A 20,814-nucleotide genomic window follows, 5' to 3' on the forward strand; every position below is an offset into this window, starting at 1 on the left:
AGGTGAGCCCCCAACGCAGCGCACCCCTCAGCGAAAACCTGACACGCGGAAGACCTCGCTCAGAGCGGCGGGCCGGGCTGCACGCATCCGCATGACTCGCGGTGCTGAATTGTCGGCTCGAGCCGACGGTGACGGGGGGCCATTGTGCGGTCGCCGAGCCGCTCGAGCAGCATCGAGACGGCTTGCGAGCCGAGCGCATCCACCGGCTGCGAGATGGCGGTGAGGCGCGGATGAAAGAGGTCGGCCCACGCGAAGTCGTCGAAGCACGCGATGGCGATGTCCCGAGGCACCTCTAGGCCGCGCTGCCGCAGGGCGCCCATACCGCCGATCGTCACCTGGTTGTTGCCCATGATGATGGCGGTCGGCGGTAGCGACAGCTCCAGCAGCGATGAGATGGCCCGCGTCATGGCCTCCGGCGATCCGCCGTCGCCCACCTGCACGAGCTCGGAGTCGTCTTCCAGGCCGTTGCGCTTCATGCCCGTGCGGTAGCCCTCGAGCCGCTCGATCGTGGTGGTGAGGTGCGGGTTGCTCGTGATGGTCGCGATGCGGGTGTGCCCGATCTGTGCGAAATGATCGACGAGCCTGGCGTTCGGTTCGTCGTTGACCACGCCGATCGCATCCACACCGGGCCGCAGTTCGGCGGGAACCCGGTCGATGAGCACCGTGGGGATCGCGCGCTTGGCCATCCTTTCCAGCATCGCTCCCGGATCGGCCGAGGGCGCCACGATCATGGCATCCACGCGGTGCGAGAGCAGATCGCTGATGGCCCGCTTCTCGCGCACCGGGTCGTCGTGCGTGTCCGCCAAGAGCAGCGAGTAGCCCGCATCGGTCACGTTGCGTTCGATGGCGTGCACGAGGTCGCCGAAGTACGGGTTCGAGATGGCCGACATCGCCAGGCCTATCGTCTCCGTCGTTCCGGTGCGCAGCGAGCGCGCGATGCCGTCGCCCGAATACCCTGTCGCCTCGATCGCCGCGAGCACGGCGCGCTCGGTTTCGGGCTGCACCTTGCGGGTCTTGTTGAGCACGTGAGAGACGGTGGTCGCCGAGACATTCGCCACGCGGGCGACATCCGCCATCGTTACCACCGCACGCACCTCGCCGTCAGGGACGCGCTCGCGTCAGTCTCATCGCCAGTGCCATCGTATGGCGCAGTCATCCCCGCGCCGCACCGGTCATGATCGCCACAGCGTCGGTCATCGAGTGCGACTGCGGCGTGATGGTGGCCGCCCGCTTGCCCAGCCGCTGAATGTGGATGCGATCGGCCACCTCGAAAACCTGCGGCATGTTGTGGCTGATCAGAATCACGGGAATGCCGGTGTCGCGCAGCCTTCTGACCAGTTCGAGCACCTGACCGGATTCGCGCACGCCGAGCGCCGCGGTCGGCTCGTCGAGCACTACGATCTTCGAGCCGAATGCTGCCGCACGAGCCACCGCGACGGCCTGGCGCTGTCCACCGGAGAGATTCTCGACCGGCACCGTCACGTCCTGCAGCGTCGAGATGCCCAACGTGATCAGCTCGGCCTTTGCGCGTTTGCGCATTCCGGCGGTGTCCATCATGCGAAAGACCGAGCCGAGAATGCCGGGGCGGCGTTCCTCGCGCCCGAGATAGAGATTGGATGCGACGTCCAGCGCCGGTGACACTGCCAGGTTCTGGTAGACGGTCTCGATTCCTGCCTCGCGCGCATCCTGCGGTCGCCTGAAGTTCACCTTCTTGCCGTCGAGCAGAATCTCGCCCTCGTCGGGAACCTCGGCGCCCGTGAGGCACTTGACGAGCGTGGACTTGCCCGCGCCGTTGTCTCCGATGATGGCGAGCACCTCACCGGGGTAGAGCTCGAGGCTCACCCCGTCAAGGCCGACGACGCGGCCGTAGGTCTTGACGAGTCGTTTGGCCTGCAGAATGGGCTGGCGGGTCTCGGCGGGTGCGCCGCCAGAGACGGTCGAGTCGATGACGGTCATTTGCGTACCTTTCGAATCCACTGGTCCAGGGAGACAGCGACGATGATGAGGATGCCGACGGCGAGCGTCTGGTAGAGCACGTCGAGTCCGGCAAGCGCGAGCCCGTTGCGGAAGACGCCGACGATGAGGGCACCGAGCAGGGAGCCCCAGATGGTGCCGCGCCCGCCGAAGAGGCTGGTGCCGCCGATGACGACGGCGGTGATGGAGTCGAGGTTGATGTCGGTTCCCGCGTTCGGGCTGGCAGCATCCGCTCGCCCGATTTGAATCCAGGCGCCGACGGCGATGATGGCGCCCGCTGTCACGTAGACGCTCATGAGCACGCGGTTCACGCTGATGCCGGCCAGTCGCGCCGCCTCGGGGTCGTCACCGACCGCGTAGACGTGCCTGCCCCAGGCGGTGGTGTTCAGAATGAACGCCAGCACGATGTAGAGCACGAGCATCATCACCACGCCGTAGGTGATGTTGACCCCGCCGACACTGAAGGTGGTGCCGGTGCCGGTGATGAGATCCGGAATGCTCTGGCCCGTCACCGAGGCGCTGTTCGAGTACAGCAGCGTAAGCGCCAGAAAGATGCTCAGAGTGCCCAGTGTGACGATGAATGGTGGAAGTTTCAGCCGGGTGACGAGCACGCCGTTGAGGGCGCCTGCGGCGAGACCCACAACGAGACCGATCAGCAGCGCGAGTATGGCGGGCACGTTATTCTGACTGGCCGTCTGGGCCATCACCATCGAGACGAGCACCATAATGGCGCCCACCGAGAGGTCGATGCCCGCGGTCAGGATGACGAGTGTCTGTGCGATGGCGAGCGTTCCCACCACGGCGACCTGCTGGGTGATGAGCGAGAGGTTGTTCGCGTAGAAGAACCTCGGGTTAAGCAGGCCGAACACGATGATCGCCACGATGATCACGATGCCCGGGCTGAGCGCCGGGTACTTGTGCAGCATCTGGCGCACACGGCCCAGCGGTGTCTGCCGGTCGAGGAACTCGGTGGCGAGATCCAGTTGGTTGGTGGGCGGGTTCGCTTCAGTACTCTGCTGACTCACGATGATCTCCTGAACGGCTGTGTTCTGTTCACAGTATGACGGGGTGGCGCGGGCACCGGGGCTCACGCCACCCCTTCATCTCTTCGGTCTTACTTGCCCCAGCAGATCTTCGAGCCTTCGGCGCTCGTGATGCTCTTGAGCCCGTCGACGCTCTTGTCGGTGACCAGCTGCGATCCGGTGTTGAAGAAGTCGAGACCATCGGATGTCTTCGGCTTCTCACCCGTCTTGGCAAGCTTCACGATCGCGGCCATTCCGAGCTCCGCCATCTTCGACGGGTACTGCTGGCTGGTCGCGCCGAAGATGCCCTCCCCGACCTCCTTGACGCCGGTGCAGCCACCGTCGATGGTCACCAGCAGCGTGCCCTTTTCCTTGCCAGCGGCCTGCAGCGCCTGGTATGCCCCATACGCGGCCGGCTCGTTGATGGCGTAGACCACGTTGATGTTCGGGTTCTTCGACAGCAGCGTCTCCATCGCGGTGCGGGCATCCGCCTGGTCACCGTTGGAGGCCTGGCTGCCTGCTATCACGTAGTCGCCACCCATACCACCGGTGTATTTGCCGGTCTTGGCCTCGTCGCCGTTCTTGTTCGGGTCGCCGAGCGGAATACCCATGCCCTTGAGGAATCCCTGGTCGCGGTCGTAGTCGACGCTCGCCACCTGGTTGTCGAACAGGTCGACCAGACCGATAATGGCTTTCTTGCCATCGAGCTGCGCGGCGGTCCACTTGCCGATCGCCACCCCCGCGGCACGGTTGTCGGTGGCGAAGGTGATGTCGACGGCATCCGCGGGGTTCGGCGCCGTGTCGAGCGCGATCACGTAGATGCCTGCCTTGCGCGCCTTGGCGATGGCCGAGTTGACGGTCTCGTCGGTCGGCGTGATGAGAATGCCCTTGTCGCCGCGCGAGATCGAGTCCTCGATCGCCTGAATCTGGGTGGTGGCGTCGCCGTCCTTCTTGCCAGCGGCCAGCGTGAGCTTCACGCCGTCCTTCTTCGCTGCGGCCTTGGCGGCGTCATCCATGGCGACGAAGTAGGGGTTGGTGGTCGTCTTCACGATGAGCGAGATGCCGACCTCGCCGGAACCGCCACCCGTGCCGCCCGAGGAACCGGAGTCGGGCTGGCACCCGGTGAAGGCGAGCGCGGCGACGGCCGCGATGGAACCGGCTGCGAGCAGCCGCTTCGACAGAGAGCGTGGTGCCGTGAATTTCATCAGTGGATCTCCTTTGATCGGCAGGGTACGTAATTGGGTACTTCGAGTAGGAAAGCACAAAAGCTTCCGTTTCGCAATCGTATGCGCATACGATTGCGTACCGATATGATTTCGTTGCAGGCCGTCATCACGTCGCGCACAACCGACGCAGCCCCAGGGAGCCCACCAGTGACAACGCAGTCTCGGATCTCATCCGCGCAGATTCCCGATCTGGTCGATCAGATTCGTCGTCGCGCCGAGGAATCGGGCATCCGACAGATCATCGGCATCGTCGGCGCTCCCGGCGCAGGCAAGTCGACCCTGGCCGATCTCATCGGAGCGCAGCTCGGTCCCCAGAACTGCGCCGTCGTGCCCATGGATGGCTTTCACCTGGCCAACGCGGTCATCGAGGGAACGCCGCTGCAATCCCGCAAGGGCGCCATCGACACCTTCGACGTCGGCGGCTACCTCTCGCTGCTCGCCCGCCTGCGAGCGAACGACGAGCCGGTCGTGTACGCGCCGTCATACCGGCGGGGCCTGGAGGAGCCGCTGGCGGCATCCATCGCGGTGCCGCAGTCGACGATGTTCGTGCTCACGGAGGGCAATTACCTGCTCGCCGATGAGCAGCCGTGGAATCGCATCCGAGGGCTTCTCGACGAGACGTGGTTCATCGATCGTGGTCGGGATGCCCGCATCGCCCAGCTCATCGGGCGCCACATGGAGTTCGGAATGGATGCGGCGCGCGCCGCAGAATGGGCGAACGGTTCGGACGAGGTCAACGCCCGCCTCGTGGAATCGACGCGCGAGCGCGCCGACCACGTGATCAGGCTGTAGGGGCCAAAGTTCGCCCCTCAACGAACATCAGGCCTCCGGAGCGACCCGTGAGCTCAGGACAGGCGGATGTTCGAAGCTGCCCACTGAGCGCGCTACTCCGTTCATAACTCAGGCTATTTGCGCGCCCGCAAGTGGCGAGCTCCGTGTTGGCGGGGGCGGGATCGACCCCTGCGCGCAAACAGCCTGAGTTATGCGCACATCACCTCGCCGCGGGGGGTATAGGCTGTGGTCAGACCACATCAACGACGACGAGCGGCACGGAGGCAGCGGATGGCGGACACCAGACGCGCCTGGGAGGTCGTGCTCGAGACCATCGAGACCGAACTGCTCAGCGGGCGCCTCAAGCCGGGCGATCATCTGCCGCCCGAGCGCACCCTTGCCGCCGATCTGAGGGTCGGCCGCTCTTCGGTGCGCGAGGCGATCCGTGTGCTCGAGGTGCTCGGTCTGGTGCGCACCGCCACCGGATCGGGGCCACACTCCGGCGCGATCATCGTGGCCACGCCCTCCGGCGGCATGAGCGCGCTCATGCGCCTGCAGGTCGCCGCCCAGGGATTCCCCGTGGCCGATGTGGTGCGCACCCGCCTGCTTCTCGAGACGGCGGTGGCCGCGGATCTCGCCGAGCGCGCCGACGCGAGCGGCGCATCCGCTGAGCTGGAAGCGGCCACTCAGCTGCTCGACGCCATGGATTCCCCCTCTCTCACGCAGCCTGAGTTTCTTGCGCTCGACGCGCAGTTCCATGTGGCGCTGGCGGAGGCATCCGAAAATCAGGTGGTCACGGCCATGATGGCGGGCCTGCGCAATTCGATCGAGGGCTACGTGCTGGCCGGTGCCCCCGCGCTGCCCGACTGGGACGCGACGGTCACGCGCCTGCGCCACGAGCACCGTGGCATCCTGTCGGCGATCGAAGCGGCGGATGTCGCACTCGCCCGCACGCGCATCCACGACCACATCACCGGCTACTACGCCGAGTCACACCTGACCGGCCCCTCCGCCCATCCCCTCTCGCTCCCTGAGACGACGTGAATCGACCGTCACGAGACTGACGACGGTCGATTCACGTCGTCTCACCCCCAAAGACATCCACACACCGAGGCAACAAAAAGTAAGGAAGAACCATGGTTGAGAGACGATTCCCCAAGGTGCGCGATCTCGCGCCGCTCATGAAGTTCAAGGCGCCCGAACTCAACGCGAAGAAGCGGCGGCTGGATGCTGCGCTCACCATCTACGACCTGCGCGCGATCGCGAAGCGGCGCACCCCCACCGCGGCCTTCGACTACACCGAGGGTGCCGCCGAGGCGGAGATCTCGCTGGCCCGCGCACGGCAGGCGTTCGAAGACATCCAGTTCAATCCGTCGATTCTGCGCGACGTGTCGAAGGTCGACACGAGCCGCGAGGTGCTCGGCGGGCCCACCGCGCTGCCATTCGGCATCGCGCCCACCGGCTTCACCCGCATGATGCAGACCGAGGGTGAGATCGCGGGAGCATCGGCGGCAGCCGCCGCGGGCATCCCGTTCTCGCTGTCGACCATGGGCACCGCGGCAATCGAAGATGTGAAGGCCGCGAATCCCACGGGGCGCAACTGGTTCCAGCTCTACATGTGGAAGGACCGCGACCGTTCGATGGCCCTCGTCGACCGCGCGGCGAAGGCCGGATTCGACACCCTGCTCGTGACCGTCGACGTGCCCGTGGCCGGCGCCCGCCTGCGTGACAAGCGCAACGGCATGTCCATTCCGCCGGCGCTGACGCCGAAGACGGTTATCAACGCCATCCCCCGCCCCGAATGGTGGATCAATTTTCTCACCACCGAGCCGCTCGCCTTCGCGAGCCTCGACCGCTGGAGCGGCACCGTCGGCGAACTGCTCGACAACATGTTCGACCCCACCGTCACCTTCGAAGACCTCGCCTGGATCAAGACCCAGTGGCCCGGCAAGATCGTCGTCAAAGGCGTGCAGAACCTCGACGATGCGCGCAAGCTCGCCGCCATGGGCGTCGACGGCATCATCCTCTCCAACCACGGCGGCCGCCAACTCGACCGCGCCCCCATCCCGTTCCACCTGCTTCCGGATGCCGTGCGCGAGGTCGGCGCCGACACCGAGATTCTGCTCGACACCGGCATCATGAGCGGCGCAGACATCGTGGCCTCGATAGCGCTCGGCGCCCGATTCACGCTCGTGGGCCGCGCCTATCTCTACGGCCTCATGGCGGGGGGCCGCGAGGGCGTCGACCGCACCATCCAGATTCTCGGCGACCAGGTGGCGCGCACCATGCGCCTGCTCGGCGTGGCCACGCTCGATGAGCTCACGCCGGCGCACGTGACGCAGCTGGCACGGCTCACGCCGATTGCCCGCACCGTGACGGATGCCGCCGCCGCGGCTCCCACGCGCGCCGCAGCATCCGCTCGTCGCGCCCCCGCACAGGCTGCTGCCGCGGCCGCGCCCGCGAAGGCGCCTGCCGCGAAGACGCCTTCCTCGAAGGCGCCTTCCTCGAAGACTGCCCCGGCAAAGACTGCGCCCGCGAAGGCCACGCCCACAAAGACGGCTGCCACGAAGGCCGCGCCGCGCACCCGCGCACCGCGCGCATCCGCAGCCCCCAAGAAGTAGCTCACCGGGCCAGATCACCCCGGTTTCGCAGAGCACCCACGCCTCAACGAGGGTGCGCCGCGAAACCGGGGTGATCTGCGTTAGAGCGCCGCCGGTCGCGCCGCCTGCAGCGCCACGTAGTCGCGGTGCATGGATGTCTGCGACAAGGCCGAGTAGACGAAGAACCCCGTGAGGTTCTGCCAGCCGGCCGTCCAGGTGAGGCGCGAGGCGATCTGCCAGATCGGCAGCTGCGGGTCGGATTCGAGTAGCTGGGCCACCTCCCGGGAGCGCCGCAGATGGTGCTCGGCCGATTGGTTGGCCCTGTCGGCCAGGCCAGCGAAGCGGTAGCCGTGCCCGGGTAGCGCCTCGTGGGCGGGGTACCGGCTGATGCGCTCGAGGCCGTCAAGGTAGTCGCTCAGGGCGTTGGAGGCGGTCGGGCCGCCGAGCCCCAGCCCCGGATGCATCGTTGGCAGCAGGTGATCGCCGGTGAACATGATCGACCGCGCGTCGTCTCGCAGGCAGATGCTGCCGTGCGTGTGGCCGGGCGTCCACATCACCGTCAGATCGAAGCCCGGGATGTCCAGCCTGTCGCCGTCGGCGACCGTCGTATCGCAGACGATGGAGGGTGCGGCAGGGGCGCTGCCGGCGAATTGCGCGAATTCGCCGCGCCGAGCATCCGGAACCTGCCAGTCGTCCAGTTGGCGCGCCAGCGATTCTTCACTCCAGCGAGTCAGGTGCTGCGCGTCGAGCGCATCCTGTTCCGCGTGGTGCAACGCGAGCGGGGCGCCGGTGGCCTCACGCATGCGGCCGGCCATGGCCAGGTGATCCGGATGCAGGTGGGTCGCAACAATGGACCTCACGTCGCGCAACTGCGCGGCCATGGTGGCAAGCGCGGAGACGAACAGCTGCCAGTTGTCGTCGGTCTCCCAGCCGGGGTCGATGACGTGAATGCCGCCATCGGCATCCTTCAGCAGGTACTGAAAGGAGTACGGGATGTGCCCGCGGGGCATCGGCACGGCCAGAGCGAAGACATCATCGCGAAGCTGCTCGAGTGGCGGCACCGATCCATTCTTCGACGCCTCGAATTGTGCGGTGCTCGTGGGTTCCACAGCTTCGACCGTACACGGCGGCGGTGTGCCCGTGCGTTACGCCGTGTGACTCGGCCGTTGGCGGGCGCGCGACGCGTTCATAGGGTGGGAGAACATCCGTAGCCGCATGAAGAAAGGCCCACCATCGTGTCTCTCACCGACGTCACCACCGCATCCGTTCCCGCCGTCAGCGCAGAGGAACGAGCAACCCGATTGACTGAGGCGGGCGCGGCGTGGGGCGAGCGCATCACCGCGAACCCGGCGAGCGCGCAGCTCACGTACACGGTCAAGGGCCAGGGCGAGGGCTCGGTGGCCAGCACCATCACGGCCGGCAAGCACAGCTTCACCGTCGACGAGCCGGCCGCCCTTGCGGGCGATGACGTGGCGGCAAGCCCCGTGGAGTTCGCGCTCGGTGCGCTCATCTCCTGCCAGATCGTTGTCTACCGTCTCTACGCGCAGAACCTCGGAATCGAGATCGACTCGATCACCGCGAAGGCCGAGGGCGACCTGGATGTGAAGGGCCTGTTCGGCATCGACGCCTCGGTGCGCCCCGGCTTCTCCGCTATTCGGCTGGCCATCAACGTGACCGGCCCCGAGAGCGACGAGCGCTACGCAGAACTGCACGCCGCGGTCGACGCGCACTGCCCCGTGCTCGACCTGTTCGCGAACGCCACCCCGGTCGAGGTCACGCTCGTCGCCAACTGACGGGTTGGCGCCGGTTCGCGGCTGCGCGCATCCGCTCGCTCCTGCCGCGGCTCGCTCCTGCCGCGGCTCGCTCCTGCCGCGGCTCGCTCCTGCCGCGGCATGCTCCTGCCGCGGCATGCCCGCACCTGCAACTGTGAGACGACGTGAATCGACCGTCGTACTCGATGCGATGGTCTATTCACGTCGTCTCACGGATGCGTGCGGGTTGCGGATGCCCACCAGCCCGCCGGCAACGTCGCACGCGCGTGGGAGCATGGGGTAATGCCGAGCTCCGACCTCCCCTTCGTGGATGCGGCGCACATTCGCAAGTTGGTGGGCGTCGGCGCGTTCGAGCGGGCGCGACCATACGCGCGTGGCGGAGCTGTGCTCGACCTCAACTGGATTGCGGATGCCGGTCGACTCACCGCGGTCGTGCAGGGCACCGCCAACCTCCCCTACCGCTGCCAGGTCACCCTGGAGCCGACCGGTCGTGACGGCTATCGCCCGGTCGATTCTGCCTGCGACTGCCCAATGCGCGAGGACTGCAAGCATGTGGCCGCCGCCCTGCTCACCGCTAACGCCCGCCGCGTCACCGCCGAGCACGACGCGACGGCGGCCGCGGCTGCGAGGGCGCCCGCATCGGATGCCCCCGGGCCACGCAACCCCGCCCCCACCCCCGGCTGGAAATCGACGCTCTCTGCCGTGACGCCGGGGCGCGCGCACGGGCCGGGCGGGGCATCCGCTCTTCGCGGCACCGGCAGTGGCACCGGCGCAGACTCGGGCAACGGTTCGGCCCCGCTTGGCGTGCAGTTCGAGCTGCGCGAGAAGTCGCGGCGCGACCGCGGGCGCTGGCAGCGCACCTCCGCGGTGACGGTGGCGGCCACCGCGAATACTCCGGCCGACCGGCTGCGCGTCACGCTGCGCCCGGTGACCCTCAGCGCGAGCGGCCGTTGGGTGGCCGGCGGCCTCAGCTGGTCGTCGATGCAGTTCCAGCTGAACCGCATGAGCCTCGACGAGCGCCAGGTGCGCTGGTTCGGCCAGCTTGCCGCGCTGGCCCGCACGCAGGCCAGCGTCTACACGGGCAGCGACGCCGACCGTCTCGTTCTCGACGACTACCCGAGCCCACTGCTCTGGCGGCTCTTCGGCGAGGCGCAGCGGCTCGGCATCCAGCTGGTGGGCGGAGGCAAGGGTGCGGGACTCACCGTGGCGACCCAGGCCGCGATCGGCCTCGACGCGGCATCCGCAGAGGATGGCACGCTCACGCTCAGCCCGACCGTGCGCTTCGACGAGACCGCCGTCGACGCCGAAACCGTGCGATCCATTGCCGACCACGGCCTGTACGCGGTCGCCTGGGAGCACGCCTCGGGCGCGGTTCCCCAGCTGCAACTCGGCCCGACGGATGCGCCGCTCACCGCCGAGCACCGCCGCCTGCTCGCGGCTGGGCCCATCGAGGTTCCGGCCGCCGAGGTGCCCGAGTTCTACGCCGACTTCTTTCCTGCACTCAGCAGGCTGGTGCCGATTTCGACGACGGATGCGCAGCTTCAGCTTCCCGAACTCGTGCCGCCACTGCTCGTGGTCACCACTACATTCCTTGCGGAGCATGTAGTGAAGCTCGGCTGGGAGTGGGAGTACCGCAGCGGGGATCGCACCGTGCGGCATCCGCTGGAGACACCCGGTGAATCTCGGGGCAGGATGACGCGCGCCGCGGCCGCCGGGCGGGATGCGCCGTTCGAGCAGCACACGCTGGCCGCCGTCGTCGCGGCGTTGGCCGGCTTCACCACACCGGCGCGAGCCGGCAACACCCTGCGCGACATCGAGGCTGCCGAATTCACCGAGCATGCGCTGCCCGTGCTCGAGTCCCTGCCCGGCGTGCGCGTCGACATCGTTGGCGAGCGGCCCGACTACCGTGAACTGCACGACGCACCGACGCTGCGGGTGACCACGATGGAGACCGAGCAGCGCGACTGGTTCGACCTGGGCGTGCTCGTGGAGATCGAAGGCAGGCAGGTGCCGTTCGCGCCGCTGTTCAGCGCGCTTTCCAAGGGCCTGCCCAAGTTGCTGCTCATCGACAAGACGTACCTGTCGCTCAAGCAGCCCGTGTTCGACCGACTGCGTGAGCTCATCATGGAGGCCCAGTCGCTCGACGAGTGGGAGACCGGGCCTCGCATCAACCGGTATCAGGCCGCGCTCTGGGCCGAGTTCGAAGATCTCGCCGACGAGTCCGAGCAGGCCGTCACCTGGCGCGAGAGCGTGGGCGGACTGCTCAAGTACCTGCAAACGGATGCGACGCCCGGTGAGAACCCCGGCGCTGCCCCCGGCGCGCTCCCCGGGCTCACCGAAGAACTGCCCTCGGGCCTCAACGCAACCCTGCGCCCGTACCAGCACGACGGCTACGCCTGGCTTACATTCCTCTGGCGGCATGCGCTCGGCGGCGTGCTGGCCGACGACATGGGCCTCGGCAAGACCGTGCAGACGCTGGCTCTGGTCGCGCACGCGCGCACGGCCGCGCCCTTTCTCGTGGTCGCTCCCACCTCCGTGGTAGCCAACTGGGTCAGCGAGGCCGAGCGGTTCACGCCGGGGCTCACCGTCGCATCCATCACCCAGACGCAGGCCAAAAGCGGCACGCCGTTGGCCGAGACCATCGCGGGCGCCGACATCGTCGTCACCTCGTACACGCTGTTCCGCCTCGACTTCGACGAGTACCAGAAGCAACAGTGGGCCGGCCTCATTCTGGACGAGGCGCAGTTCGTCAAGAACCACGCCTCCCGCGCGCACCGCTGCGCCCGCGACCTCGACGCCCCGTTCAAACTGGCCGTCACGGGAACACCGATGGAGAACAATCTCACCGAGCTCTGGTCGATGTTCGACATCGTGGCGCCCGGGCTCTTTCCCTCGCTACGCCGCTTCACCGAGGACTACGTACGCCCGATCGCGGCCGCCGCGAGCCCCACGCAGGCCACGCCGGCCGCGCACGGAGCCGAGCTGCTTGCGCGGCTGCGCCGTCGCATCCGGCCGCTGATGCTGCGCCGCACCAAGGAGCTCGTCGCGCCCGAGCTGCCCGCCAAGCAGGAGCAGGTGCTGCAGATCGAGCTGGCCCCGCGGCACCGCAGAATCTACGACACGGTGCTGCAGCGCGAGCGCCAGAAGCTGTTGCAACTGCTCGATGACGACCTCGACAGCAGCCGGTTCATCGTGTTCCGCTCGCTGACGCTGCTGCGCATGCTGAGCCTGGATGCCTCCCTCATCGACGAGGCATACGCATCCGTGCCGTCGAGCAAGCTGGATGCCCTGCTCGAGCAGCTGGAGGACGTGCTGGCGGAGGGCCATCGCGCGTTGATCTTCAGCCAGTTCACGACGTATCTGCGCAAGGTGGCGACCCGGCTCGAGGAGCGCGGCGTCGACTACGCGTATCTCGACGGCTCCACCACGACGCGCCAGAAGGTCATCGACGGTTTCAAACAGGGCAGCGCCCCTGTGTTCCTGGTGAGTCTGAAGGCCGGCGGCTTCGGACTCAACCTCACCGAGGCCGACTACGTTTTTCTGCTCGACCCGTGGTGGAACCCGGCGAGCGAGGCGCAGGCCATCGACCGCACCCACCGCATCGGCCAGACCAAGAACGTGATGGTCTATCGGCTCGTGGCCACCGGCACCATCGAGGAGAAGGTGATGGCGCTCAAGGCGCAGAAGGCGCAGCTCTTTGACGCTGTTCTCGACGCGGATGCCGCGTTCGGTTCCGCGCTGACGGCCGACGACATCCGCGGGCTGCTCGAGTAGCGGCGCTGCGGATGGCCGTGGCCGGTTGCATCCGGCGGCATCCGCAGTCGGGCAGCTCGGGCTTTACCGACGAATCTGCACGATGGTTCAGGATGCTCGCGCGAGCGGCGCGATCTCCGGGCGAGGTCTCTGCTGCTCTGTCCACAGATCGTACGCATTCTGCATGCCGAGCCACAGCTCGGCGCTCGTGTTGAACAACAGGCTCAATCGAATCGCCATATCGGCGGTGACCGCCGCATGTCCATGCCGGATGCGCGACAACGTTGCGCGCGTCACCCCAAGCCGGCGCGCGGCTTCGGCCAAGCTCACATCACCGAGATAGTCCTCAAGCAGCGTGCCCGGGTGCGGCGGGTCATACATTCGAGTCATTGTGTCCTCCGTCCTCGGTCAGTGATAGTCCATGTAGTCGAGCAGAATGACGTCGCGGCCTTCGAACGCAAAAGTCAGCCTCCAGTTTCCAGACACCCAAATCGCACAGTGTCCTTCGACATCGCGACCCGATGGTGTCGTCCCACGCAAGCCATGTGGTTGCCAAGTCGATGGGACATCGTCAATGGACACGGCATTGTCCAGTACTGCCAATTGCCGTTGGAGTCGAGCGGCATGTTCGGGTCGGATTCCAGCTTTGCTCCCCGACTCGAAGAATCGCTTGAGCCCCTTGTGTCGAAAAGAAACGATCACAATGAATCGTATACTCTAACTATACGAATAGCAACGCTATACGACTTGGGCCTGGTCATCATGGAACGAGATTAGGGCGCCGAGCGCGACCGCGTACGCGAACAGCGGCTATCTGTGGATAGCGCATCTTGGATCGGGCCGACCGGCCAGAGGCGACGGCGACGGCGACGGCGACGGCGACGGCCAGTAAAAGCCCACCGAGAGCGACCTTGCGCGCCGATCAGCCGCGCACCAGGCGCGGCCGCCACCCGCACCGGCTATCGTGAAACGGTGACCACTGACACACCCGATGCCGGCCTTTCGCCGCGCTTCCCCGCCCTGGGCATCCTCGTCATCATCGGTGGAATGCTGTTGGCAATCTGGATCGGCTTCGGCCACGCCCTGTTCGGCATCAGCGGAGATCTGAGTCTGCTCTTCGTGCTGATGGCCGCCGTCGTCGTCACGCTGCAGCTCTTTCTCGGCCGCGCTGTCATCCTCACCGCCCGTCACGGTTACCGAACCCGGCCTCGTACGATGGTGATCATCACCCTCGGCTGGGCATGCGGCGTGCTCTTCGGGCTGACGGTGCCGGATGTCACCTCTCACGGCCCGCAGACAATTCTCACCGGATCCCACGAACCGGCACTCGGAATCGCGATCGGCGTCACGAACCCCGCGGGCATCATCTGCCTCGGCCTGACGATTGCGGCCCTTGTGCTCGCCCACGGGGACGCGCGCGGAGGCCGCCCCCGCTACGACGAAGACGCGATTCTCGACGCGCAGGGCCTCTGAACGCCACACCGTGGCAGGCGCTCTTCGCGCCCGCCGCGCCCATCGACGTCTCCCCGCTCGTGATGCTCGCCATCCTCGCCGCGGCGGCCGCGCTCAGCATCCCCCGCGCCAGCTGGCAGTGGTTCGGCCTCTTCACCACGCTCGTGCACGAGCTGGGCCACGCGGTCGCCGCGATTCTCACGGGGCGGGTGGTGCGTGGCATCCGGCTGCATCGCAATCATTCGGGCGACGCGCTCAGCACGGGGCGCGGCGGCCTCGGCATCGTGATCAGTGGCCTGTTCGGATACCCGGCTCCCGCCCTCGTGGGCGCCGCCCTGCTCGTCAGCGTCTTTCGCGGATACACCGCCATCGCCCTGTTCGCCGGCGGAGTCATACTGGTGCTCACCCTGCTGGTGATCCGCAACCTGTTCGGCGTTCTCGTGGTGCTCGCCTCCGCGGCGGTCAGCGCGTTGCTCTGGTTCTACGCGACGCCGGTGGTGCAGAGCTACGCGCTGCTCGTGCTGGGCACGGCCCTGCTCGTCGGCGCCGTGCGCGGCCTCGCCACGGTGATCGGCGTGCACATTCGCCACCGCAACCACCTGCAGTCGTCGGATGCCTACCTGCTGTACCGCAGAACCGGCGTGCCGTCGCCCGTGTGGCTGGCCCTGTTCACCATCCTGATCGCCGCCGCCCTCGTGGCCGCGGTCGCCGCGTACGTCACGCGGCCCGGCGGGTGAGGGCGCGGGCCGAAGTAGAGCGGCTCAGCTGAGCGTTCGTGCCCTATGGCACCCTCTCTTAAGTGCAGAATCGACTCATGACTCTTCCCCCTACCGCCGATCCCGGCGCGGCCCTTCTGAGGCGGGGCAAGGCCCTCGAGTGGTTCACGCTGGCCTGGAACATCGTGGGGGTGATCGTGCTCGCCGTGCTCGCGATCACGGCGTCGTCGGTGGCTCTCGCCGGGTTCGGGCTGGACAGTTTCATCGAGATCGGCGCCTCCACGGTGGTGCTGTGGGAGCTGTCTGGCACGGGCGAAGCCCGCCAGCGGCGCGCACTGCGGTTGATCGGCGTGGCGTTCATCCTGCTGGCGCTCTATCTTCTCGCCCAGTCCGTCGTGGCACTTCTCACCGCCCACCACGCTTCGCCCAGCGTCGGCGGAATCATCTGGACGGCCGTGACGGCCCTCATCATGTTCACCCTCGCCGCGCTCAAAGCGCGCACCGGGCGGGCGCTGAACAACCCGGTGCTGGTCACCGAGGGGCGCGTGACGTTCATCGACGGGCTGCTCGCCGTGGCCGTTCTGCTCGGCATCACCCTGAATTTCGCACTCGGATGGTGGTGGGCAGACACTGTGGCCGGGTTCGTGATCGTCTACTACGCGGTGCGCGAAGCCATCCACATCTTTCGAGACGAGCAGTAGCAGCCCGCTCCTTACTCCACCACCTCCCCAACCCGCAGCAGCAGCTCATGCAGCGTCGCCATCTCGGCCGGCGACAACGCCGCGAACGACCTCGCCGAAACCCGCTTCGCCACATCCTGCCCGGCCGCCAGCACCACCGAGCCCGCGCTCGTGAGTCGATGCTCAACCCGCCGCCCCCGGCCCGATGAGCGCTCGATGAGCCCCTGCTTCTGCAGCCGGTTCGCGAGGGTGCCGAATGCCTGGTCGCTCTGGAAGGTCGCGACGGCCAGTTCGTGCGCCGACGAGTCGGGCATCTCCGAGATCACGCGCAGGGCATCCCACTGCACGAGAGTGGTGCCCACGGCGGCGAGCGACACGTCCATAGCGCGATGGTTGCGGTACTGCGCGCGCTTGAGAATACGGCCGGTGGCCTGCGGATGCGTCATGCCGCCCAGCATATCAAGTTGCGTATATAAACATGTTGATATAACGTTCACGTCATGACAACTCCCCCGCCGTTTGAACTCGCCGTCACCGAATCCGGCACCGGCCGCCCCGTGCTTCTCCTCCACGGCGGCGGCGGCCCGCTCACCGTTGCGCCGCCCGCCACCCACCTGGCCGAGACCGCCCACGTGATAGCCCCGACGCATCCGGGATTCAACGGCACCGAGCGCCCGGCCGCCATCGACAGCATGCGCGCGCTGGCCGATGAGTACGCGCGCTATCTCGAGGCTCGCGATCTGACGGACGTGCTCGTCGTCGGATCCTCGATCGGCGGCTGGCTGGCCGCCGAGTTGGCCCTCGGCAGCGCCTCCGACCGCATCAGCGGCCTGGTTCTGATCAACGCGGTGGGCATCGATGTCGCCGGCAACCCCATCCGCAATATCAGCGACCTGCCACCGCAGCAGCTCGCGCAGTACAGCTTTCACGACCCGTCCAGGCTGAAGCTGCCGGCCCCGACCCCCGAGGGCATCGCCATCGCGCAGGCCAATGCCGCAACGCTCAGCGCGCTCGCGGGCGACCCCTACATGCACGACCCGACGCTGCTCGGCCGCCTCGGCGCGATGCACACCCCGACCCTCGTGATCTGGGGCGCCTCCGACCGCGTCGTCAACGCCGACTACGGCCGCGCCTTCGCCGCCGCGATTCCGGATGCCCGCTTCGAGCTCATCCCGGATGCCGGCCACCTGCCCCACCTGGAGAACCCGGCCGCGGTCTTCGCCGCCCTGGACCCATTCGCTGAGTCGCGGGTCAAGTAGCGGCGCTGGCAGCTCTCGCGGCTCGGTCGAGCTGCCGGCTCCTTCGGCAGCCGAGCTCGAGCACCCGCGAGGCGTGGGCCGCGCGGGTCCCGATAACAGGTTCGTGGCACCACCGAGTGACGAATCACGGTGCGCGCAGCGTAACGTGGAATCAGCGCAACGGACGTTGGATGGTACTTCGAAAGCATCCAGACCACTGAGATGCGGCGGAGCGGCGCAACGGATAAGACGGAGAGGCGACGGGGATGGCGGACGAAATTGCAAGGGTCGACGACTGGACGGTCCTCAACGCCAGCGGCGCACGCATCGGGCAGCTGGCCCACCATCCCGACCATTACCTCAAAGCAGTTTTCGCCCGCAGGCACCAAGAGCTGATGAGGTTCCTAGTTTGACCGGCCGTGCAGCGCCCTCAAGATGTCTTTTCTGTGGTACGACCAGCGGGAAACGCACCCGCGAGCACATTTGGCGCAACGCTCTCCGGGACAGGTTTCCCGTTGTCGAGTCGCTCGCTTTCTGGCAGCAAGGAGGCCCGGGGCCGCCCGTTGTCACCCGGCCGATCTCACAATTTGACATGGCACTCAATGCTGTTTGCGGAGAATGTAACGCCGGTTGGCTCAACGAGCTTGAGGAATGTGCCATGCCTGCCATCGACTTCTTCGCCCTCTCCGTAGGGGCGGTTCCGACGCAGCCTCAACTCCACGACTTCGCGTTCTGGGCAGTGACGCGCGCTCTACTCCGCACGCACTACAGTCCGCGTGGCCACGCACCGGAGCGCTTGTTCCGTATGATCTACGAGCGCCGGGTAAGCCGCAGTGTTCCGGAGGGATGCATCGTGTCGATCGCGCTGACCGAGCCAGTCGCCATGGAGGCCGGGGTCCACCAATCCGTCCAGTTGGACGGACATTACATCGGCCATGTCGCGGTTAGCTGGGGCACCCTCCTCATATCCATACTCTTAGCTGATCCGGACCGCTCTACCATCGCACTTGCCCACCGCGCTTCGGCCCAACTGCAAATTTGGTTCCCGGAGACCTTCTGGCTAATGGGACCCGACTTCGAGGCGCCGGCGCACAGCGCTCATGTCCTCCGCCCCTCTGAAACCTTGGTCGCTGGCGCGTTGCTTGGATTCCTGCTGGACCTGCACCCGGCTGACCAGTTCGGAACCAAGATCGACCTCGACGCGGTCGTGCCGTCGGCTCGTCAGGCCGGGGTCCCGTGGCCGGAGGCGACGAAACGGGGATGATTCGGCGTACAACTATTCGGTCGTCTACCTGTGGCGCTCAACAATGCACCCAATGAGCAGAACCTCAACGCGCAGTTCTGCCTCAAATAGTTCCCGGCCGGGAGCCCATAGACGGTTGTCCGCACCTCGGCTGCACCGCACCCGGGACGCGTCTGCGTGGAAGACACGACCTCGTTATCGATCGCCATGGCATGCCCGCCTACACGACACGGTTGACGCGATTGAGAAGGCAGTCGATCACCGCGGCGAGTCACCAGCCAGCCAGTTTAATTGATCAACGAAGCCGCTCAAAAGTGAATACAGCCGGAGCACTCTCGGTGCTGGCACGGTAGCTGAATCGGCCTTCATATTTGAACCCCGCACCTGGATGTTCGAACTTGTCGCGGCGATAGAACAGAATGATCTCCGTACCGTACGCTCCATGATTTCTCAGCTTCTCGTCATTTCGCGCAGACGGTTGGCTCTCCATTGTGAGGATATCGCCGTTCAGCTCGTCTCGATATTGAGTGCGGTCAGGCGTTTTGAACTGGGTGACGAAAAGCCATATTGAAGCATGATTGTTCGGCTGGAAAATTCCATTGTTGATCGTCGCGTCCGTGATGTTGAATGCCTCGCGCAGCTCCGCACGGGTGTATACATCGTCGACCGACAGGAATCGGGAAGTGGTTACTGGCATATTGCGATGTTATGGGCACTGGCCGATTTGACCGGTCAGAGCACCGATGCGAGCTGTCGCGCGATCGCTTCTCCGAGAGGAATCGGCACCGCATTGCCAATCTGCCGCGCTATCGCTGTCTTGGATCCCATGAACTTGTGATCGGCGGGGAATCCCTGCAACACCGCCGCCTCGTAATGCGTAATCGCACGGTCCTCGGTCGGGTGCAGGTACCGTCCCTTCTCCGGCTTGAAGAACTCTGTGCGGATCGTCACTGAAGGCTTCTTCAAGTGAAGTCGACCCATGACATCACCGGAACCTGTTTTGTGCTTCTTCCAACACTCAGCCTGAAGCTCCAGCGGAAGATTGAACCGGTTTCCCCCTTTGGGAATCGCGGCAAACCGCTTGAGCGACTCGGGCCGATACCGTCTACCGAGGTGGAGCTGGCGAGCTGTGAACGGCCCGGCAAACATCTTCCCGGCAAACGGCGTTTCACCCATCGGCAGGTCGATGCCATCAACGCTCAGGCCGATACCGTCAAATGCCTCCTCGACTGTCCGATACTCGCTCGCTTCGTGCGTGACCGGAGGAAAGCCGGGGAAGCCGAGCTCCTTCCGGAATCCGACTATTACCGTTCGCTTGCGAGCTTGAAAAGCACCGAAATCAGCCGCGTTGAAGATGTCGAATTCGAAGTCGTATTCCTCAAGGAGACCGCCGGGTGCAGTTGCCTCCTTGAAATCCTGGAACTGCCTCGAATTAGCGAAAGCGGCCACGTTCTCAACGATGAAGTACTTCGGCCTAGCGCGAACGATCGCCTCCGCGTAGTAGCGCCACAACGTATTCCGCTCGTCTTCTTCATCCTGCTTGCCCAGCGTTGAGAAACCCTGGCACGGTGGGCCGCCCACAACCACATCTACCTTTGGCACCTTTTCGGATGCCAGCCAATCCTGGATGCTTCCTGCGTAGACGATGTCCTCACCGAACGTCGCCTCGTACGAAGCGGCGGCGGCAAGGTCCATCTCCACCGCACGAACAGTCTCATATCGTGTCGATGCGGCGTGAAATCCCGCGGTGAGTCCACCCGCGCCTGCAAACAAGTCGAGAACTCGGATCTTCGGCACAGTAGTCACACTCGCGAGTTTAGCCGGCAGGGCAGACATCATGTCGATGCCCCGCGAGAGCGACCGTCGTCAATTCGTGGATTCTCGATGGAGTGCACGAATGAGCTTCTTCGGAACGCGAATGGGACGCTTGGGGCTGTCCAATAACTGCCAGGCCACTGCGAAAGGCGTACGCCCGAGGTCCCGCGCGACCCGGCTCAGTGAATGGCCGTTTCCGTACGCGGTGAGTAGTCGGGCCCTCTCATCCGGCGTATAAGGAAGACCATGGCGTGGGGCAAGGGATTCGTCGTCGAAGTCAGCGCCGACTTCGAGCAGCAACGCGGACAGCCGCTCGACGACGAATCGAGCCGTGACATCAGCTTCGGCAGCAATTGCAATGACGCCCAGTCCCCCTCGATAATTTTCGATAATTTGCTGATCAATGGGTTTAGTTTCCGGCAATGCGACCGTTGGCGCACTCGGAAGATTTGGACCGACAACAGGAGGGTACTCGTCGTCGAGTGGGGGCTCGATGCCGACCCGCTGAGATTTCACCGCTGGCGGTTCTCTACTGGGCTCGGTATCGGTTAA

20 protein-coding genes and 1 pseudogene are annotated in these 20,814 nt (G+C 66.0%); 11 read left to right on the forward strand and 10 right to left on the reverse strand.

Translation table 11 applies throughout. The features are described from left to right. Nucleotides 1-59: 59 nt before the first annotated feature. From ASC63_RS03685 to ASC63_RS03700, 4 genes are all read right to left on the reverse strand, one after another. Entirely contained in the window at nucleotides 60-1,076 is a 1,017-nt protein-coding gene (locus ASC63_RS03685) for a LacI family DNA-binding transcriptional regulator (RefSeq protein WP_157487692.1), read from the reverse strand. Between the two features lie 76 nt (nucleotides 1,077-1,152). Beyond that, nucleotides 1,153-1,956, reverse strand: coding sequence for an ATP-binding cassette domain-containing protein (locus ASC63_RS03690; RefSeq protein WP_055810043.1), 804 nt, complete (start codon nucleotides 1,954-1,956; stop codon nucleotides 1,153-1,155). After that, complete coding sequence (locus ASC63_RS03695; protein WP_055814800.1) at nucleotides 1,953-2,999, reverse strand: ABC transporter permease; 1,047 nt, start codon at nucleotides 2,997-2,999, stop codon at nucleotides 1,953-1,955. Before ASC63_RS03695 ends, ASC63_RS03690 begins: the two co-directional genes overlap by 4 nt. Nucleotides 3,000-3,088: 89 nt before the next feature. Next, nucleotides 3,089-4,201, reverse strand: coding sequence for a substrate-binding domain-containing protein (locus ASC63_RS03700; protein WP_055810046.1), 1,113 nt, complete (start codon nucleotides 4,199-4,201; stop codon nucleotides 3,089-3,091). A gap of 168 nt (nucleotides 4,202-4,369) precedes the next feature. On the opposite strand from ASC63_RS03700, the gene ASC63_RS03705 reads away from it, so the two are divergent. The 3 genes and pseudogenes from ASC63_RS03705 to ASC63_RS03715 all read left to right on the forward strand — a co-directional run. Then, nucleotides 4,370-5,014, forward strand: a complete 645-nt coding sequence (locus tag ASC63_RS03705; RefSeq protein WP_235491777.1) for a nucleoside/nucleotide kinase family protein — start codon at nucleotides 4,370-4,372, stop codon at nucleotides 5,012-5,014. 270 nt (nucleotides 5,015-5,284) lie between these two features. Beyond that, nucleotides 5,285-6,037, forward strand: a complete 753-nt coding sequence (locus ASC63_RS03710) for a FadR/GntR family transcriptional regulator (RefSeq protein ID WP_055810049.1) — start codon at nucleotides 5,285-5,287, stop codon at nucleotides 6,035-6,037. Between the two features lie 92 nt (nucleotides 6,038-6,129). Continuing rightward, nucleotides 6,130-7,362, forward strand: a pseudogene (locus ASC63_RS03715) (alpha-hydroxy acid oxidase); the annotation flags it as partial. Between the two features lie 332 nt (nucleotides 7,363-7,694). On the opposite strand, the gene ASC63_RS03720 reads toward ASC63_RS03715, so the two are convergent. Continuing rightward, a complete protein-coding gene (locus ASC63_RS03720) occupies nucleotides 7,695-8,702 on the reverse strand; it encodes an MBL fold metallo-hydrolase (RefSeq protein WP_055810052.1) in 1,008 nt (335 codons plus the stop codon). Nucleotides 8,703-8,828: 126 nt separating this feature from the next. Here ASC63_RS03720 and ASC63_RS03725 point away from each other — a divergent pair, with 126 nt between their 5' ends. Next, nucleotides 8,829-9,386 carry an OsmC family protein gene (locus ASC63_RS03725; RefSeq protein WP_055810056.1) on the forward strand — a complete coding sequence of 186 codons (558 nt, stop codon included), beginning with the start codon at nucleotides 8,829-8,831 and terminating at the stop codon, nucleotides 9,384-9,386. A gap of 261 nt (nucleotides 9,387-9,647) precedes the next feature. Further along, nucleotides 9,648-13,139 carry a DEAD/DEAH box helicase gene (locus tag ASC63_RS03730; RefSeq protein WP_055810059.1) on the forward strand — a complete coding sequence of 1,164 codons (3,492 nt, stop codon included), beginning with the start codon at nucleotides 9,648-9,650 and terminating at the stop codon, nucleotides 13,137-13,139. 87 nt (nucleotides 13,140-13,226) lie between these two features. Here the strand turns inward: ASC63_RS03730 and ASC63_RS03735 are convergent, their stop codons facing one another. Both ASC63_RS03735 and ASC63_RS16035 read right to left on the reverse strand, forming a co-directional pair. Further along, the gene (locus ASC63_RS03735; protein WP_055810062.1) at nucleotides 13,227-13,508 is read right to left on the reverse strand and encodes a HigA family addiction module antitoxin; all 282 of its coding nucleotides are present in this window, start codon (nucleotides 13,506-13,508) and stop codon (nucleotides 13,227-13,229) included. 18 nt (nucleotides 13,509-13,526) lie between these two features. Further along, the gene (locus ASC63_RS16035; protein WP_082487156.1) at nucleotides 13,527-13,820 is read right to left on the reverse strand and encodes a type II toxin-antitoxin system RelE/ParE family toxin; all 294 of its coding nucleotides are present in this window, start codon (nucleotides 13,818-13,820) and stop codon (nucleotides 13,527-13,529) included. A gap of 270 nt (nucleotides 13,821-14,090) precedes the next feature. On the opposite strand from ASC63_RS16035, the gene ASC63_RS03740 reads away from it, so the two are divergent. The 3 genes from ASC63_RS03740 to ASC63_RS03750 all read left to right on the forward strand — a co-directional run bounded on the left by ASC63_RS03740 (nucleotide 14,091) and on the right by ASC63_RS03750 (nucleotide 15,987). Then, nucleotides 14,091-14,591 (forward strand): hypothetical protein, encoded by a 501-nt coding sequence (locus tag ASC63_RS03740; protein ID WP_055810064.1) that lies wholly within the window; start codon nucleotides 14,091-14,093, stop codon nucleotides 14,589-14,591. 62 nt (nucleotides 14,592-14,653) lie between these two features. Then, complete coding sequence (locus ASC63_RS03745; RefSeq protein ID WP_055810068.1) at nucleotides 14,654-15,307, forward strand: M50 family metallopeptidase; 654 nt, start codon at nucleotides 14,654-14,656, stop codon at nucleotides 15,305-15,307. A 77-nt stretch (nucleotides 15,308-15,384) separates the two neighbouring features. Then, the gene (locus tag ASC63_RS03750; protein ID WP_055810071.1) at nucleotides 15,385-15,987 is read left to right on the forward strand and encodes a cation transporter; all 603 of its coding nucleotides are present in this window, start codon (nucleotides 15,385-15,387) and stop codon (nucleotides 15,985-15,987) included. An 11-nt stretch (nucleotides 15,988-15,998) separates the two neighbouring features. Here ASC63_RS03750 and ASC63_RS03755 read toward each other — a convergent pair whose 3' ends face one another. Beyond that, a complete protein-coding gene (locus tag ASC63_RS03755) occupies nucleotides 15,999-16,412 on the reverse strand; it encodes a MarR family winged helix-turn-helix transcriptional regulator (protein WP_055814805.1) in 414 nt (137 codons plus the stop codon). A gap of 54 nt (nucleotides 16,413-16,466) precedes the next feature. On the opposite strand from ASC63_RS03755, the gene ASC63_RS03760 reads away from it, so the two are divergent. The 3 genes from ASC63_RS03760 (at nucleotide 16,467) to ASC63_RS03765 (ending at nucleotide 18,468) form a co-directional block, all read left to right on the forward strand. After that, nucleotides 16,467-17,225: an alpha/beta fold hydrolase gene (locus ASC63_RS03760; RefSeq protein ID WP_055810074.1), complete on the forward strand. Its 759-nt coding sequence runs from the start codon at nucleotides 16,467-16,469 to the stop codon at nucleotides 17,223-17,225. Nucleotides 17,226-17,470: 245 nt separating this feature from the next. Further along, complete coding sequence (locus ASC63_RS16210) at nucleotides 17,471-17,617, forward strand: hypothetical protein (protein ID WP_157487566.1); 147 nt, start codon at nucleotides 17,471-17,473, stop codon at nucleotides 17,615-17,617. 245 nt (nucleotides 17,618-17,862) lie between these two features. After that, nucleotides 17,863-18,468, forward strand: coding sequence for a hypothetical protein (locus tag ASC63_RS03765; protein WP_055810076.1), 606 nt, complete (start codon nucleotides 17,863-17,865; stop codon nucleotides 18,466-18,468). Between the two features lie 274 nt (nucleotides 18,469-18,742). Here ASC63_RS03765 and ASC63_RS03770 read toward each other — a convergent pair whose 3' ends face one another. Both ASC63_RS03770 and ASC63_RS03775 read right to left on the reverse strand, forming a co-directional pair. After that, nucleotides 18,743-19,144 (reverse strand): hypothetical protein, encoded by a 402-nt coding sequence (locus tag ASC63_RS03770; RefSeq protein WP_055810078.1) that lies wholly within the window; start codon nucleotides 19,142-19,144, stop codon nucleotides 18,743-18,745. A gap of 35 nt (nucleotides 19,145-19,179) precedes the next feature. Then, nucleotides 19,180-20,253, reverse strand: a complete 1,074-nt coding sequence (locus ASC63_RS03775) for a DNA cytosine methyltransferase (RefSeq protein WP_235491779.1) — start codon at nucleotides 20,251-20,253, stop codon at nucleotides 19,180-19,182. Between the last annotated feature and the right edge of the window lie 561 nt (nucleotides 20,254-20,814).

Source organism: Leifsonia sp. Root112D2, from assembly GCF_001424905.1.
Lineage (GTDB): Bacteria > Actinomycetota > Actinomycetes > Actinomycetales > Microbacteriaceae > Root112D2.